General features: G+C 65.7%; 16 protein-coding genes. 13 read left to right on the top strand and 3 right to left on the bottom strand.

The genetic code is table 11. The features are described 5' to 3' along the window. Positions 1-8: 8 nt before the first annotated feature. The 3 genes from CH295_RS24355 to rpmB form a co-directional block, all read right to left on the bottom strand. Positions 9-653, bottom strand: a complete 645-nt coding sequence (locus tag CH295_RS24355; protein WP_094742094.1) for a phosphatase PAP2 family protein — start codon at positions 651-653, stop codon at positions 9-11. A gap of 2 nt (positions 654-655) precedes the next feature. Beyond that, entirely contained in the window at positions 656-1,222 is a 567-nt protein-coding gene (locus CH295_RS24350) for a M15 family metallopeptidase (protein WP_094742093.1), read from the bottom strand. Between the two features lie 203 nt (positions 1,223-1,425). Then, positions 1,426-1,617: a 50S ribosomal protein L28 gene (gene rpmB, locus CH295_RS24345; RefSeq protein ID WP_008717389.1), complete on the bottom strand. Its 192-nt coding sequence runs from the start codon at positions 1,615-1,617 to the stop codon at positions 1,426-1,428. 276 nt (positions 1,618-1,893) lie between these two features. On the opposite strand from rpmB, the gene CH295_RS24340 reads away from it, so the two are divergent. The 13 genes from CH295_RS24340 (at position 1,894) to CH295_RS24280 (ending at position 15,698) form a co-directional block, all read left to right on the top strand. Continuing rightward, a complete protein-coding gene (locus CH295_RS24340; RefSeq protein WP_094742092.1) occupies positions 1,894-3,567 on the top strand; it encodes a DAK2 domain-containing protein in 1,674 nt (557 codons plus the stop codon). Between the two features lie 13 nt (positions 3,568-3,580). Continuing rightward, the gene (recG, locus tag CH295_RS24335) at positions 3,581-5,857 is read left to right on the top strand and encodes an ATP-dependent DNA helicase RecG (protein ID WP_094742091.1); all 2,277 of its coding nucleotides are present in this window, start codon (positions 3,581-3,583) and stop codon (positions 5,855-5,857) included. Positions 5,858-6,045: 188 nt separating this feature from the next. Beyond that, positions 6,046-9,462, top strand: a complete 3,417-nt coding sequence (locus CH295_RS24330) for a pyruvate carboxylase (protein WP_094742090.1) — start codon at positions 6,046-6,048, stop codon at positions 9,460-9,462. Beyond that, positions 9,459-10,013 (top strand): 16S rRNA (guanine(966)-N(2))-methyltransferase RsmD, encoded by a 555-nt coding sequence (rsmD, locus tag CH295_RS24325; RefSeq protein WP_094634205.1) that lies wholly within the window; start codon positions 9,459-9,461, stop codon positions 10,011-10,013. Before CH295_RS24330 ends, rsmD begins: the two co-directional genes overlap by 4 nt. 36 nt (positions 10,014-10,049) lie before the next feature. Further along, the gene (gene coaD, locus CH295_RS24320) at positions 10,050-10,538 is read left to right on the top strand and encodes a pantetheine-phosphate adenylyltransferase (RefSeq protein ID WP_037189683.1); all 489 of its coding nucleotides are present in this window, start codon (positions 10,050-10,052) and stop codon (positions 10,536-10,538) included. A gap of 119 nt (positions 10,539-10,657) precedes the next feature. Then, positions 10,658-11,449: a DivIVA domain-containing protein gene (locus tag CH295_RS24315; RefSeq protein WP_094634206.1), complete on the top strand. Its 792-nt coding sequence runs from the start codon at positions 10,658-10,660 to the stop codon at positions 11,447-11,449. Between the two features lie 91 nt (positions 11,450-11,540). Then, positions 11,541-12,149 carry a YceD family protein gene (locus CH295_RS24310; RefSeq protein ID WP_037189678.1) on the top strand — a complete coding sequence of 203 codons (609 nt, stop codon included), beginning with the start codon at positions 11,541-11,543 and terminating at the stop codon, positions 12,147-12,149. Next, a complete protein-coding gene (gene rpmF, locus CH295_RS24305; protein ID WP_032397784.1) occupies positions 12,150-12,332 on the top strand; it encodes a 50S ribosomal protein L32 in 183 nt (60 codons plus the stop codon). A gap of 26 nt (positions 12,333-12,358) precedes the next feature. After that, positions 12,359-13,141, top strand: a complete 783-nt coding sequence (gene rnc / locus CH295_RS24300; RefSeq protein ID WP_037189675.1) for a ribonuclease III — start codon at positions 12,359-12,361, stop codon at positions 13,139-13,141. Next, positions 13,141-14,007: a bifunctional DNA-formamidopyrimidine glycosylase/DNA-(apurinic or apyrimidinic site) lyase gene (gene mutM / locus CH295_RS24295; protein WP_094634207.1), complete on the top strand. Its 867-nt coding sequence runs from the start codon at positions 13,141-13,143 to the stop codon at positions 14,005-14,007. The genes rnc and mutM overlap by 1 nt, the downstream gene beginning before the upstream one ends. A gap of 91 nt (positions 14,008-14,098) precedes the next feature. After that, positions 14,099-14,527, top strand: coding sequence for an OsmC family protein (locus CH295_RS24290; RefSeq protein WP_094634208.1), 429 nt, complete (start codon positions 14,099-14,101; stop codon positions 14,525-14,527). Beyond that, positions 14,527-15,426 (top strand): SMP-30/gluconolactonase/LRE family protein, encoded by a 900-nt coding sequence (locus CH295_RS24285; protein WP_141217076.1) that lies wholly within the window; start codon positions 14,527-14,529, stop codon positions 15,424-15,426. Before CH295_RS24290 ends, CH295_RS24285 begins: the two co-directional genes overlap by 1 nt. Continuing rightward, positions 15,423-15,698, top strand: a complete 276-nt coding sequence (locus CH295_RS24280) for an acylphosphatase (RefSeq protein WP_094634209.1) — start codon at positions 15,423-15,425, stop codon at positions 15,696-15,698. Before CH295_RS24285 ends, CH295_RS24280 begins: the two co-directional genes overlap by 4 nt. Positions 15,699-15,714 lie beyond the last annotated feature (16 nt).

Genomic DNA, 15,714 nt, shown 5'->3' with positions numbered 1-15,714 from the left:
TACAGGGCTCACACCTGCGCGAGACGTTCGTTGCCGGGGTCGGCCAGCGTCGAATATCGGGGCGCGGAGATCCTGATCGGAAATGCGGAGACCGCCAGGGCATAGCACCCGACGAGCAGCAGCGCGCCGAGGGCGTCACTGGGGCGGTGCCATTTCAGGACGACGACCGACACAGCAGTTCCGACGATGAGCAGTGCACCGTTGATCGCGACGACGATCCGCCAGCGGTGAGCGGACGCGAGGTATACCGCACAGACGACAGCGGTGACGCAGGTGAGGGTGCCGCTGGGAAAGGAGTTGTGCTGGACGAGGCCATCGAGGTTCGGTCGATCGAGCGAGTACTTCAGAATCCAGGCCGTCGCGATCGGTCCGAGCGTCATGATTCCTGCTCGCAGCGCAAGGGCAATCCTGTTGCCGCGCCAGGCGATCAGGCATACGACGAGAACCGCTCCTGCGGCCGAGACCGGTGCGACGAGTTCGACGAAGTCGGCGCAGATCTCGGCGAGGTCACCGGACAGTGATTCGGCGCTCACCATCAGCCTCTGATCCACGGTTTGGCCTGTGGTCGTCAACACGCACAGGCAGTAGACGAGGACTCCAAGGTTCAGCAGTACGAGAGCGGCGACAAGTCGCCTCGGTTCGACCCGTGTCATTGTCAGCCCTCCGATCGTTCTTCGGATGGGTCGTCGAGTGGGGCCGGGCAGGTGCCGCCCGCACTGGTCGCCATCTCGAAGTGCCACATTTCGTTGGCATAGGTCTGGCACAGGCCGTAGTCGCTGCCGTGTCGGATCATCCAGTCGGCGGCGTCCGTCGGTCCGACATCCACCGCCCGTCCGGTGACATGCTTGGAATTGTTGGGTGTCTGCACCCAGCGTCTTGCTTCGTCGGTGCTGCCGTAGCGGGTTACGGCCTCGTCGAACAAGCGTTGCTGGTACGACGCGGAACGCCATCCGGAGGTGACGTACACATCCACCCCGGACGATGTCGCATCCGCAGCAGCGGACTGCAGTGCCATCAGCAGGCCGCGGTCGAGACGGGCGAGTGCGGGAAGATCGGTGTTGTCGAGGCCTATCCGGTCGTCTATCTCACCGCCGGCCGGCCCCGAGTCGGGCTGACTGGCCAGGTAGTGCGCGGCCGTCGGCGTATCGGGCTCTGCGTTCGAGCATGCCGTGAGCGTCAGCGCTGCGAGCGCCGTGACGAGGAGTGTGCGTGTTGTCGCCATGCGTTCGAGACTGCTCGGCCGGTGTCACCGGCCGGTGCCCGTGATTCGCCGTATTCGTCACGGTCCCGACCGGTTGTGTAACAGTACGGAACGGAACCGAAACGGAAGCTCACACGACTGTGCCCCGCCTCCGAGATCGGGGGCGGGGCACAGTGCTCGCACGCAGTCGAGGCCGTGGAGGAAATCGAAGAGCGAGGCCGAAATCAGCCCCGGACCACCTTGCCTGCCTTCAAGCAGGAGGTGCACACGTTCATGCGCTTGGAGTTACCAGGCGCAACCTGAGCGTGAACGGTCTGGATATTCGGGTTCCAACGACGGTTGGTCCGTCGGTGCGAGTGCGAGACCGACTTACCGAAGCCGGGCCCCTTGGCGCATACGTCGCAGACGGCAGCCATAGTCGCGAACTCCTTGATAGATGTTGATCGATACATGTGGTCGAAGACATCGAAACGAACTACGAGCAGATGCAAAGATTGCAATGCGTGAAGATCGCCTCGAGGCAACCCTGCAAGAATAGCGGCGTCGCACGCAATCACCAAACCGCCACGGCAGACGCTGCGTGAGGGCTCACGGAAGGCGCGCCACCGATCATGCCCGACTAAGCTTCGGGCACTGTCCGCGAGGGAGTTCGGACGAGGTGGCGTGTGTGACGCGGGGGGAGGCTGCTCGAGGTGGTCGACGTTCTCGAATCGATCGATGCCGCAGCTCTGCGACGGTGGGCCTACCGCTGCGTCGATTCCCTGACCGCGCGGTGCGACGAGATCGATGCACTCAACGTGTTCCCCATCCCCGACTCGGATACCGGCACCAATCTCATGTTCACCTTCCGTGCCGCGGTGGAGTCGATGCGTGCAGCCGGGCCCACGGCGGACGCCCGCGCGATCGGGCGGGCACTGGCCGTGGGGGCGGTCGCGGGTGCGCGGGGCAACTCGGGAGTGATCGTGTCCCAACTCTTGCGCGCTGTCGCCGAGGCCTCGGCCGACGGCCCGTTGGACACGGTGTCGGTCCAGGCCATGTTGCGACGCGCGAAAGTCCTGGTTGCGGGAGCGGTCAGCGTTCCCGTCGAGGGCACGATGCTCACCGTTCTGGCCGCCGCCGATCGCGAGGCCTCCGCCCACGATGCCAATGTCGGCCTCGCCACTCTGGTGGTCGACATCGCCGAGGCCACCGCTCGTGCGGTCGACAGCACGACGGACCAACTCGCCGAACTCCGGGAGGCGGGGGTCGTGGACGCAGGCGCTCTCGGTCTCTCGGTGATCATCGATGCGCTCGTGGAGGTGGTGATCGGCCGCACTCCACCGCGCCGGCGATACCGTCGCCCACACGAGCACGAACGCCGGACGGTGGGCGATGCGTCGAACGTCTCGTCGGACTGCGACGGTGCACCCGAGCCGGGGTACGCAACGGGTCGCCCTCTCGGGTATGAGGTGGTCTACGTCGTGCACGGCCAGAACGATGCGGGGGCGGCGGAGCTTCGCCGGGCCCTGGCCGACATCGGTGATTCGGTCGTGGTCGCCGGTGACGGTTCCGGGGCCTGGTCCGCGCACGTACACACCGCCGACCCCGGCGGTGCCGTCGAACTCGGAATCGCTGCCGGAGATGTTCGCGGAGTGCGGATCTCGTGTTTCGGATTCGCCGAGCCGGCCGGAGCGGTGAGCCCCGAAGCGCACGACGGAGCAGAGTTGTCGGTCGGTCGCGATATTTTGGCGCTGGTGGCCGGTGACGGTGCTGCGGATCTCTACGTTCAGGAAGGCGCGACGGTGGTGCGGTGCGACGAGGCGATCGAGTCCTCGGTGCTGCATCGAGCGATCGTCGGGATGAAGCATCGCGAGGTGTTGGTGTTGCCGAACGGCGCGTTGTCCGCGCAGGAACTCGTAGCCGTCGGCGCAGCTGCCCGAGCAGACGGCAAAGACGTCGTGATGTTGCCGTGCTCGGCGATGGTGCAGGGGTTGGCCGCACTCGCGGTGCACGATGCCGCCAGGGCTGCGGTCGACGACGCGTTCACGATGTCCGAGGCGGCGGCGGGCACGAGGTGGGGTTCACTGCGTATCGCCCAGGAGCGATCCCTGACGTGGGTCGGCACGTGCGAGCCGGGAGACTGCATCGGGCTCGCAGGGCAGGAGGTGGTGATCGTCGCCGCTCGTCCGCTCGATGCGGGGTGCCGGCTGCTCGATCAGCTCCTGGCCACGGGCGGGGAGATGGTGACAGTGCTCGTCGGGGCCCAGGCCTCGGAGGACTTCGGTGATCGGCTGGCCGAGTACGTGGCCGGCGCACATCCCGGAGTCGACGTGGTGGTCTATACAGGTGGGCAGCCGGGGGATCTCGTGCAATTCGGAGTGGAATAGGGAATCTCGGACAATGGCAACGCTGGTGGACCGGCTCGATCACATCCTCGGAGCCGCGGCGGCGACGCCGCTGGCAGACGTCTTCGGTATTCACACCGTCGAGGACCTGCTTCGGCACTATCCGCACCGCTACATGACTCACGGTTCGGAGCTGGGGGAGAAGGAGCTGCCCGAGGGCGAGCACATCACCATCGTCGCCACGATCGAGTCCGCGACGCTGCGCTCGATGAAGAACCGCAACGGTCAGTTCCTCGCAGTGACACTCGCCGCCGACGGACAGCGGATCGACGCCACCTTCTTCAGCCCGCACAAGCTCAAGCACGTTCTGGTACCCGGTCGCCGAGGAATGTTCTCGGGCAAGGTCAAGTACTTCGGCAAGCGCTGGAATCTGACGCACCCCAGTTACGTGATTCTCGGCGGAGACGACAACGACGGTGCCGTCGTGCCCGCAGGGCGAATCGTCGGCGGCGGCACCCTGGCCGGACTCGCTCGTGGTTCCGTCGATTCGTCCGGTGCCGTCGACATGTCGGTGTTCGATCGAGCATTCGTGCCCATCTATCCGGCCGCGAAGGACGTCGAGAGCTGGACCTTCATGCGCTGCGTGCGGCAGGTGCTCGACCAGCTCGACGACGTGGTCGATCCGCTGCCCGAGTCGGTCCGTGCGCAACGCGGTCTCGTCGACATCGACACCGCGCTGCGGTCGGTCCATTTCCCGGACACCGCACAGGACAAGGACTCCGCGCGCGAGCGGCTCAAGTTCGACGAGGCGCTCGCCGTTCAACTCGTCCTCGCCGATCGCCGACGCGACGCATCCACCCGGGTGGCAGCGCGATGCCCACCGATCACCGACGGTATCGCCGCCGAGTTCGATCGGCGTCTGCCGTTCGAGTTGACGGCCGGCCAGCACCAGGTCGCAGCCGAGATCGCCCACGATCTGTCGGCACCGCATCCGATGTCGCGGCTGTTGCAGGGTGAGGTCGGCTCGGGCAAGACGATCGTCGCACTGCGGGCGATGCTGCAGGTGATCGATGCCGGACATCAGTGTGCGCTGCTGGCACCGACGGAGGTTCTCGCCTCCCAACACGCGCGCTCGATTCGGTCGATGCTCGGGAGCCTCGCGGCCGGTGGGGAACTCGGATCGCACGAGTTGGCGACCAAGGTCGCCTTGTTGACCGGCTCGATGTCCACGGCGGCCAAGCGGTCCGCCCTGCTCGATGCCGTCACCGGTGACGCGGGCATCGTGATCGGTACCCACGCCCTGATCGAGGACCGAGTGGAATTCCTCGATCTCGCCATGGTCGTCGTCGACGAACAACACAGGTTCGGCGTCGAGCAACGAGATGCGTTGCGCGCGAAAGCTCGCGACAACACCAGTCCGCACTTGCTGGTGATGACCGCGACCCCCATCCCGCGCACCATCGCGATGTCGACACTGGGTGACCTCGAGACGTCGGTGCTCACCGAACTGCCCCGCGGCCGATCGCCCATCGTCAGCAACGTCGTACCCGCCAGGAGCAAACCGGGCTGGGTCGATCGAGCGTGGCAGCGTATTCACGAGGAAGTGGCAGCGGGTCGCCAGGCCTACGTGGTGTGCTCCCGCATCGGCGACGACGAGGACGCGGAGAACGGGAAGAAGAGCGCCGCGAAGAAGAAGACCGCGAGCGCGGAGGACGGCCCCGAGACGACGGCTGCGGTGGACCTGTACGAGACCCTCTCCACCGGGCCGATGCACGATCTGCGCGTGGGGCTGCTGCACGGGCGACTGTCGGGAGACGACAAGGACATCACGATGTCCGAGTTCAACTCCGGAGAGATCGACGTGCTCGTCTGCACCACGGTGGTCGAAGTGGGCGTGGACGTTCCCAACGCGACGGTCATGGTCATCATGGATGCGGACCGATTCGGCGTGAGCCAACTGCATCAGTTGCGAGGCCGGATCGGCCGAGGCGGGCACCAGGGCCTGTGCATCATGATCAGCTATCTCAGCCCCGCGGGTGGCTCCTTCGCCCGGCTGGAGGCGGTGGCGGCCACCAACGACGGTTTCGAGTTGGCCAAGCTGGATCTGGCCACTCGTCGCGAGGGCGACGTTCTCGGAGCTGCACAGTCGGGCACGGTCAGCGGACTGCGGCTGCTCTCGTTCATCGACGACGAGGACATCATCGCCGACGCACAGGACTGCGCACGGTCTCTGTTCGCGCGGGACCCGTCGCTGGCGAACGATCCCGGCATTGCGTCGATGATGCGGTCGGCCTGGCGATCGGATCGAGTCGACTATTTGCAGAAGTCCTGACGGGGTAGGAGTGGAGCCTGCAGGAACGACCGGGGAAGGCAGGAGTGGAGCCTGCAGGAACGACCGGGAACGATCAGGAACGGCGTAGGGACTCACTGCACCGTTTCAGTCGGCCGATTCGAGCAATTCGTCCCGAATGGTGAGATCAGTACACCTCGGTGGCTCACGCTGCCGGGTAAGTTGAGCCAATGTTCTCCAAAGTTTTGGTTGCCAACCGCGGTGAAATCGCCATCCGCGCCTTCCGCGCCTCCTACGAACTCGGGGCCTCGACCGTTGCGGTGTTCCCGTTCGAGGACCGGAACTCGGTGCACCGGACGAAGGCCGACGAGGCGTATCAGATCGGGGAGAAGGGGCATCCTGTTCGCGCGTATCTCTCGGTCGAGGAGATCGTCGCCGCTGCCAAGCGCAGTGGTGCGGACGCGGTGTATCCCGGGTACGGATTCCTTTCCGAGAACCCGGATCTGGCCGCGGCGTGTGCCGAGGCGGGCATCACCTTCGTCGGCCCGTCGGCCGACGTGCTCGAACTGACCGGTAACAAGGCGCGGGCCATCGCGGCCGCCAAGGCCGCAGGGCTTCCTGTACTGGCGTCGTCGGACCCGTCGTCCGATGTGGACGAGCTCGTCGCGGCGTCCGAGACGATGACGTTCCCGTTGTTCGTCAAGGCGGTCGCCGGTGGCGGTGGTCGAGGTATGCGCCGAGTGGCCGAGCCCGAGCAGCTGCGCGAATCCATCGAAGCTGCTGCGCGCGAGGCCGAATCGGCCCTCGGTGATCCGACGGTGTTCCTCGAGCAGGCCGTGATCGATCCTCGGCACATCGAGGTTCAGATCCTCGCCGACGGCCAGGGCAACGTGGTGCACCTGTTCGAGCGCGACTGCAGTGTGCAGCGTCGGCATCAGAAGGTCATCGAGCTCGCTCCGGCTCCCAACCTGCCCGAAGGATTGCGTGAGAAGATCTGCGCCGACGCCGTCGCGTTCGCGAAGCAGATCGGCTACTCGTGCGCCGGGACCGTCGAGTTTCTGCTCGACACCCGTGGCAATCACGTCTTCATCGAGATGAACCCTCGAATTCAGGTGGAGCACACCGTCACCGAAGAGGTGACCGATGTGGATCTGGTGCAGTCCCAGCTGCGGATCGCCTCGGGTGAGACGCTCGCGGATCTGGGTCTGCAGCAGGAGAACATCGTGCTGCGCGGTGCGGCGCTGCAGTGCCGCATCACCACCGAGGATCCGGCGAACGGATTCCGGCCGGACGTCGGACGCATCACTGCGTACCGCACACCGGGCGGTGCGGGCGTGCGTCTCGACGGCGGAACCACGCTGGGCGCGGAGGTCGGCGCGTACTTCGATTCCATGCTCGTCAAGCTCACCTGCCGCGGCCGCGACTTCGACACCGCCGTGGCGCGGGCCCGACGAGCGTTGGCGGAGTTCAGGATTCGCGGTGTCGCGACGAACATCCCGTTCCTGCAAGCGGTTCTGGTCGATCCCGACTTCACCGCGGGCCGGGTCACCACCTCGTTCATCGAGGAGCGGCCGGAACTGCTCACCTCGCGATCCTCGGGCGACCGCGGCACGAAGATTCTCGCCTACCTGGCCGACGTGACGGTCAACAAGCCGCACGGCGAGCGTCCGTCCCCGGTGTACCCACACGACAAGCTTCCCGCTGTCGACTTCTCGGCTCCGATTCCCGACGGTTCGCGTCAACGACTGCTCGCGCTCGGGCCCGAGGGTTTTGCCCGCGATCTGCGCAACCAGAAAGCTCTCGGCGTCACCGACACCACGTTCCGTGACGCACATCAGTCGTTGTTGGCGACGCGAGTGCGGACGAGCGGACTGCTCGGTGTCGCCCCGTACGTGGCGCGTACGACGCCGCAGTTGCTCTCCATCGAGGCGTGGGGCGGTGCGACGTACGATGTGGCGCTGCGGTTCCTGCACGAGGATCCGTGGGAGCGCCTGGCGAGTCTGCGAGAGGCCGTGCCGAACATCGCAATTCAGATGTTGCTGCGCGGCAGGAACACCGTCGGCTACACCCCGTATCCGGAGAAGGTGACCCGCAGCTTCGTTGCCGAGGCCACCGACACCGGCATCGACATCTTCCGTATCTTCGACGCCCTCAACAATGTCGATCAGATGCGCCCGGCCATCGATGCCGTGCGCGAGACCGGTACGGCGCTCGCCGAGGTGGCACTGAGTTACACCGGTGATCTGTCGAACCCGAACGAGAACCTCTACACCCTCGACTACTACCTGAAGTTGGCCGAGCAGATCGTCGACGCAGGCGCGCACGTGCTCGCCATCAAGGACATGGCAGGACTGCTCCGCGCACCCGCAGCCAAGACGCTGGTGACGGCGTTGCGCTCGAACTTCGATCTGCCCGTGCACGTACACACGCACGACACACCCGGTGGTCAGCTCGCGACGTACCTCGCCGCGTGGGAGGCCGGGGCCGACGCTGTCGACGGTGCCAGCGCGGCGATGGCGGGTACCACGAGCCAGCCTGCGTTGTCGGCGATCGTGGCGGCTGCCGCGCACACGGAGCTTGACACCGGCCTGAATCTTCAGGCCGTCTGCGACCTGGAGCCGTACTGGGAGGCCGTGCGAAAGGTGTACGCGCCGTTCGAGTCCGGGCTGCCGGCACCGACGGGCCGCGTCTACACGCACGAGATTCCCGGCGGACAGCTCTCGAATCTACGGCAGCAAGCTATTTCGCTTGGTCTCGGTGATCGGTTCGAGACCGTCGAGGCCAATTATGCTGCAGCCGACCGCATGTTGGGCCGATTGACCAAGGTGACGCCGAGCTCGAAGGTCGTCGGCGACCTGGCTCTGGCTCTGGTCGGTGCAGGGGCGTCCGCCGAGGAATTCGCCGAGAATCCCGGCCGCTACGACATCCCCGATTCGGTGATCGGATTCCTGCGCGGTGATCTGGGCACGCCTGCGGGCGGATGGCCGGAACCGTTGCGGACGAAGGCGTTGGAGGGTCGTGGAGAGGGCAAGCCGGTGACACCGCTCACCGAGGAGGACGAGAAGAACCTCGACGGCACGTCGGCTCAGCGCCGCGAGACACTCAACCGTCTGCTGTTCCCCGGTCCCACGGCCGAACTCGCTGCCCACCGCGAGAAGTACGGCGATACGACGCGGCTGTCGGCCAATCAGTTCTTCTACGGGCTGCGGCAGGGCGAGGAGCATCGGGTGGCACTGGAGAAGGGCGTCGAGCTGCTCATCGGGCTCGAGGCCATCTCCGATCCCGACGAGCGTGGCATGCGCACCGTGATGTGCATTCTCAACGGACAGTTGCGGCCGGTGTCGGTGCGCGACCGATCCATCTCCAGCGAGGCCCCCACGGTCGAGAAGGCGGACCGATCGAACTCCGGGCACATTCCGGCACCGTTCGCAGGCGTCGTCACACTGTCCGTCGAAGAGGGACAGAAGATCTCGGCCGGCGACACCATCGCCACGATCGAGGCGATGAAGATGGAGGCTGCCATCACCGCTCCTCGCGGCGGCTCGGTGACCCGGCTGGCGATCTCGGGCGTGCAGCAGGTGGAGGGCGGCGATCTGCTCGTCGTCATCGGTGGGGGGTCGACGGGCGAAGAGGCCGGCAGCGAATGACACGGATCGTGGCGGGTGTCGCGGGCGGTCGACGATTGTCGGTTCCCGGCCAGGGCACCCGTCCCACCTCCGAGCGAGTTCGCGAAGCGTTGTTCAGCTCGCTGGAGAGTCGAATGGAACTCGACGGTGCCGCGGTGCTGGATCTGTTCGCAGGATCGGGAGCACTGGGGCTAGAGGCACTCTCGCGTGGAGCGTCGTCGGCGGTGTTGGTCGAATCGGACGCCCGAGCGGCGGCGGTGGTGCGAAAGAACATCGCATCGGTGGGTTTGCCCGGCGCATCGGTCCGGTGCGCTCCGGTGGCGTCGGTGCTGGCGGGCGCTGCGGATGCGGCGTACGACCTGGTGTTGGCCGACCCGCCGTATGCCGTGACCGACACTGCCGTCGCCGGCCTGTTGGACAGACTCGTCACCGGGGGATGGCTCGCTCCCGACGCGGTCGTCGTCCTCGAGCGGTCGTCGCGTTCGCCGGAGACCCGATGGCCGGCCGGACTGGTTCCGGAGAAGTCGAAGAAGTACGGCGAGAGTCGGATCGAGATCGCAGCACGCGCGTGACGAGCGAGCCCGGGATCGGCTGATAGGTTCGCGGGCATGACTGGCGCACTCTGCCCTGGATCCTTCGACCCGGTGACCAACGGTCACCTCGACATCTTCGAGCGTGCCGCCGCCGCCTTCGACGAGGTGGTGGTCACGGTGATGGTGAACAAGAGCAAGAAGGGCATGTTCAGCATCGACGAGCGGATCGAGATGCTCGAAGTCGCCACGGATCATCTGCCCAATGTCAGAGTCGGTTCGTGGTACGGCCTGTTGGTCGATTACGCACGGCAAGAAGGCTTTTCGGCGATCGTCAAAGGTCTGCGCAGTGCCAACGACTTCGATTACGAGTTGCAGATGGCGCAGATGAACAGAACGTTGACCGGTGTGGACACGCTGTTTCTCCCGGCGAATCCAGCTCACGGCTTCCTGTCGAGTTCGTTGATCAAGGAGGTCGCGACCTTCGGGGGAGACGTCACCGGCATGCTGCCGCCCTTCGTTCAGGACCGACTGACGGCCCGTATCGCCGAGCGGGCCGCAGAGTAGTTCGAAGAGCGACACACCGGGCCGGTATAGCGCAGACGCACGCGTCGACGGGCAGACTGAACAGCGCAGCACTGCGAGTGAAGACCGCGCAGTGGCAGATTCGACGATTGGGGTAACCGGTGTACCGCGTATTCGAGGCGCTCGACGAACTCGTCGCCATTGTCGAGGAGGCGCGCGGCGTTCCGATGACTGCCGGGTGCGTCGTCCCTCGCGGCGATGTCCTGGAACTGCTCGACGACGTCCGAGACGCCATCCCCGGCGAGTTGGACGACGCCCAGGACGTACTGGATCACCGCGACAAGCTCGTCGGCGACGCCAGGGCCACTGCGGAGAAGACGGTCGGCACCGCCAACGCAGAGGCCAAGGACACGGTCGAGAACGCCAGGGATTCGGCCGATCGCATTCTCGCCGACGCCAAGGCTCAAGCGGATCGCATGGTGTCCGAAGCGTCGGCCCACGCCGATCAGCTCGTGGCCGATGCCGAGGCGGAGGCCGAGCGAACGGTGCTCGACGGCCAGCGTGAGTACGAGGAACTGACCGTTCGTGCGCGCACCGAGGCCGATCGGATGATCGAGTCCGGTACCGCGTCGTACGAGCGGTCGGTCGCAGACGGCACAGCCGAACAGAACCGGCTCGTCTCGGAAACCGAGGTCGTCCAGGCGGCCCGCGCCGAGTCTGCTCGGGTGATCGACAGCGCGCACGCCGAATCCGATCGGATGCGCAGTGAGTGCGACGTCTACGTCGATACCAAGCTTGCAGAGTTCGAGGAGTTCCTCAGCGGCACCATTCGTTCGGTCGGCCGTGGGCGTCAGCAGCTGCGAACCGGTTCGGGTGTACCGGAATACGGCAATGAGCCGTACGGTGACTCCGCGTACGGGAGCCCGGACCAGGGCCGTCGCAGCCGCCACTGAACGGCAGCGATTTGCCCTCGTATGCGCGTATGCGTATCGTTGTGGGGTTGCTTACCGACAGTAGGCATACCGACAGTAAGGAAGAACAGCCGTGCCCCCGCCCAAGAGAACGACGCGTCCGGAATTGGACGACGGATTCGTTCTGGACATTCTCAACCTCGGTCGTCGACCCGGGTCGACGAAGGCCATCGAGCGGACGGTTCCGGCTCCTTCCCGAATCGGCCTCGATGCCATTGCCATCGAAGCCGGTGTTCCGGTCTCGCTCGATCTGCAGTTGCAGGCGGTCTCGGAGGGCGTTCTCGTCACCGGTTCCGTACGGGCAGTCACGGCCGGCGAGTGCACGCGCTGCCTCGACCCGGTCGGTGGCAACGTCGACGTCTACCTGACCGAGTTGTTCGCTTACCCGAACAGCATCACCGAGGAGACCACCGATGCGGACGAGATTCACCGCATCGTCGACGACCTGATTGACCTCGAACCCGTCATCGTCGACGCGGTCGGTTTGGAGCTTCCACTCCACCCCGTCTGCAGTGACGAGTGCGAGGGATTGTGCCCAGAATGCGGCGTTCGCCTGGCGATTGCTGAATCCGGCCACAGTCACGATACAATTGATCCTCGCTGGGCTGGTCTTGCAGCCAAATTTGGCGTGGATCCAGAACCGAGCACAGAACTTGTGAACAACGAAGCCGAGGAGAAGTAAGTGGCTGTCCCGAAGCGCAAAATGTCGCGTTCCAACACGAGGTCGCGTCGTGCACAGTGGAAAACCACTGCGCCCACCCTCGTGACGTGCCCCAACCGCGGTTGTGGCGAGAAGACTCTGCCCCACATCGCGTGCCCCTCGTGTGGCACCTACAAGGGCCGCCAGGTCGTCGCAGCGGTCTGATTTCCGCTTACGTGACAAACGAAGTAGTGGACCGGCACAACAGCGGTTCGCAGAAGAATAGCTCCACTGCCGTCAGCGGCGGGGACGACCGAGAGTCGCTCCTCGCCGCTATCGGTGTCTCCCTGTCGGAACCATTGTTGACATTGGCTCTGACGCACCGGTCGTTCGCGTACGAGCACGGTGGTCTGCCGACGAACGAGCGGCTCGAGTTCCTGGGGGACTCGGTGCTCGGCCTGGCCGTCACCGAGCATCTCTACGCGGTGCACCCCACCAAGTCCGAAGGTCAGCTGGCCAAGATCAGGGCGAGCGTGGTCAACATGCATGCCCTGGCCGAGGTCGCGCGTGGACTCGGCGACGGCGGCTTGGGTCGCCACCTGCTGTTGGGCAAGGGCGAGGAGCAGACCGGCGGACGCGACAAGCCGAGCATCCTTGCCGACGGCATGGAGTCGATGCTGGGTGCAATCCACCTGCAGCACGGCATCGACGTCGCGCGCACCGTGGTCCTGACGCTGTTCGCAGGTCTCCTCGATCGGGCTCCCAAGCTCGGTGCGGGGCTGGACTGGAAGACGAGCCTGCAGGAATTGACCGCCGAACGTGCACTGGGCGTTCCCGCGTACGAGATCTCGTCCACTGGGCCCGATCACGACAAGGAATTCACCGCGACCGTGTTGGTCGGCGGATTCCCTCGCGGCGTCGGTATCGGTCGATCGAAGAAGGAAGCCGAACAGAAGGCTGCCAGTCTGGCGTGGAACACACTGTCGAACAACGACACTGCGATTCCGGCCGAGTCGGCAACCGACGAAACCTGATGCCGGAACTGCCCGAGGTCGAGGTCGTCAGGCTCGGTCTGGAATCTCACGTCGTCGGCAGGACGATGCGGTCGGTGGAGGTGCTGCACCCGCGCGCCGTGCGACGACACGATCTCGGGGGCCTCGATCTGATCGGCCAGCTGCGCGGTCAGCGTGTCTCATCTGCTCGGCGGCGCGGCAAGTACCTGTGGCTGGTGATGGAACCCGGCGACTTCGCGACCGTCGTGCACCTGGGTATGAGCGGACAGATGCTGGTGCAGCCGCCGTCCGCCCCGGACGAGAAGCACCTGCGGATTCGCGCTCGACTCGACGACGGCACCGATCTGCGCTTCGTCGATCAGCGCACGTTCGGCGGCTGGGCTCTCGCCCCGATCGTCACCGTGGACGGCACAGAGGTACCCGAACCGGTCGCGCACATTGCCCGCGACCCGATCGATCCACTGTTCGACGCCGAATCGGTGGTGAACGTGTTGCGCGGCAAGCACACCGAGATCAAGCGGGCACTGCTCGATCAGACCGTGCTCTCGGGCGTGGGCAACATCTATGCCGACGAGGCGCTGTGGCGCGCGAAGATCCACGGCAATCGAATCGCGGAGACTCTGACGCGGCCGGCACTGCGACGCCTTCTCACCGCGGTGCACGCGGTGATGGGCGAGGCCCTGGCACAGGGCGGAACCTCGTTCGACGCGCTGTACGTGAACGTCAACGGACAATCCGGCTACTTCGATCGTTCCCTCGACGCTTACGGTCAGGAGGGCCTGCCCTGTTCTCGGTGCGGAGCCCCGATCAGACGCGAGAAGTTCATGAATCGCTCCTCGTTCAGCTGCCCAACCTGCCAGCCGCGACCCCGACACGTGCGCGGCTGACCGGGCGCAGGTCATTCCGCGGGCTCCACTCCTGTGCGAACACGTCATTCCGCGGGCTCCACTCCCGAACCGCCCGCCTAGTATTTCGGTCATGGCAGAACAGAGCACGCCGACCAACCTCTGGGTCGAGCGCACAGGCACCCGTCGCTACACCGGCCGCAGCTCACGAGGAGCCGAAGTGCTCATCGGGTCCGAGTCGGTCGAGGGCGTCTTCACCCCCGGCGAGCTGCTGAAGATCGCACTCGCCGCCTGCACCGGTATGAGCTCGGACCTACCGCTCTCGCGTCGACTGGGCGATGACTACGCCGCCACCGTCGAGGTGTCCGGTGCCGCCGATCGCGAAAACGAGCGGTACCCGGAACTGAACGAGATTCTCCGAGTCGACCTCAGTGAGATGGATCCCGAGGCGCAGGAGCGTCTGCTGACGGTCGTCCAGCGCGCCATCGACAAGGTGTGCACCGTCGGGCGGACCCTGAAGGCCGGTACGACTGTCACCCTGGACATCGACGTGGACGCCTGATGAAAGCCGGGGCAGCCGTGGTCGTCACGGGTCTGCTCCTCGGCGCGGCGACCGCCCTGTCACCCACCGCGGACGCGTCGAGCAGCTGCACTCCGTGGTCGGTGAGCACGGTGGCGTCGGGATTCGGGATGCTCGAAAATCTCGAATTCGACGGCCGCGGTTCTATGATCGTCTCCGAGAACTCTCCCATCGGACCCGGCGCTCTGCGTACCGTGGCTCCGGACGGTGACCGGGGCACACTCGTTGCCGACGTCGAGTCGCCGGGCGGACTGGTCACCGATGGTGACACGCTGTATTTCACGACCGGAAACAGCGCTGCGGCAGGGCTTGTCGATACCCGAACCGGCACCGTCGACACGATCGATCTCGGTACGGGGGTTCGGTCGACGTACGCGTCGGGCCTGGCGATGCCCAACGGGCTGGCGAGATCGGAGACGGGTGATCTGTTCACCACCCGCAATCTGGGTGTCGCTGCAGGCCTGAGCCGGATCGCGACCGATCGCACCGTGTCGACGGTACGTACGGACGTGGGCACGGCGAACGGAATCGGCATCGGCGGCGGAAAGATCTACGTGGCCAACACGTTCGATCTCGAGACGACGCTCACCGTGCTCGACGCGAACAATCCGTCCGGGCCCTCCGAGCGCATTCGTATCGACGGTATCGGACCGCTCACGATGTCGGACGATCTGACCGTGGCCGATGACGGAACGGTTTATCTCGCACAGAATCTCGCCGGCAGGGTGGTCCGTATCGACCCCGAGACCGGATCGTCCTGCGTGATGGCCACCGGTGTTCCGCTGACCTCGTCGGTCGCCTTCGGCGGGGTCGGATTCGACGAGAAGGCTTTGTACGCCACCAGTTTCGACGGAACAGTCCGAAAGATGAGTCAGGTATGACGGACGAACGGCTGACGGCGTGGGTGCACGGCCTGGTTCAGGGGGTCGGGTTTCGGTGGTGGACTCGCTCGCGTGCGTTGGAGCTGGGATTGGTCGGGCACGCGACCAATCACGCGGACGGACGTGTTCTGGTGATAGCCGAGGGCCCACGTGAGCGTCTCGAGGCGCTTCTCGAGTTGCTCCGAGGCGATCGGACCCCGGGCACGGTCACGCTCGTCGTGGAGAGTTGGGACACCGCCCGCGGAGATCTGACGGGCTTCGTCGAACGCTGATCGCCCGATGCGGACG

The organism is Rhodococcus sp. 14-2483-1-2, from assembly GCF_002259405.1.
GTDB lineage: Bacteria > Actinomycetota > Actinomycetes > Mycobacteriales > Mycobacteriaceae > Rhodococcoides.
Note: the sequence above shows the minus strand (reverse complement) of the source record. Positions and strands in the feature narration are given on the sequence as shown.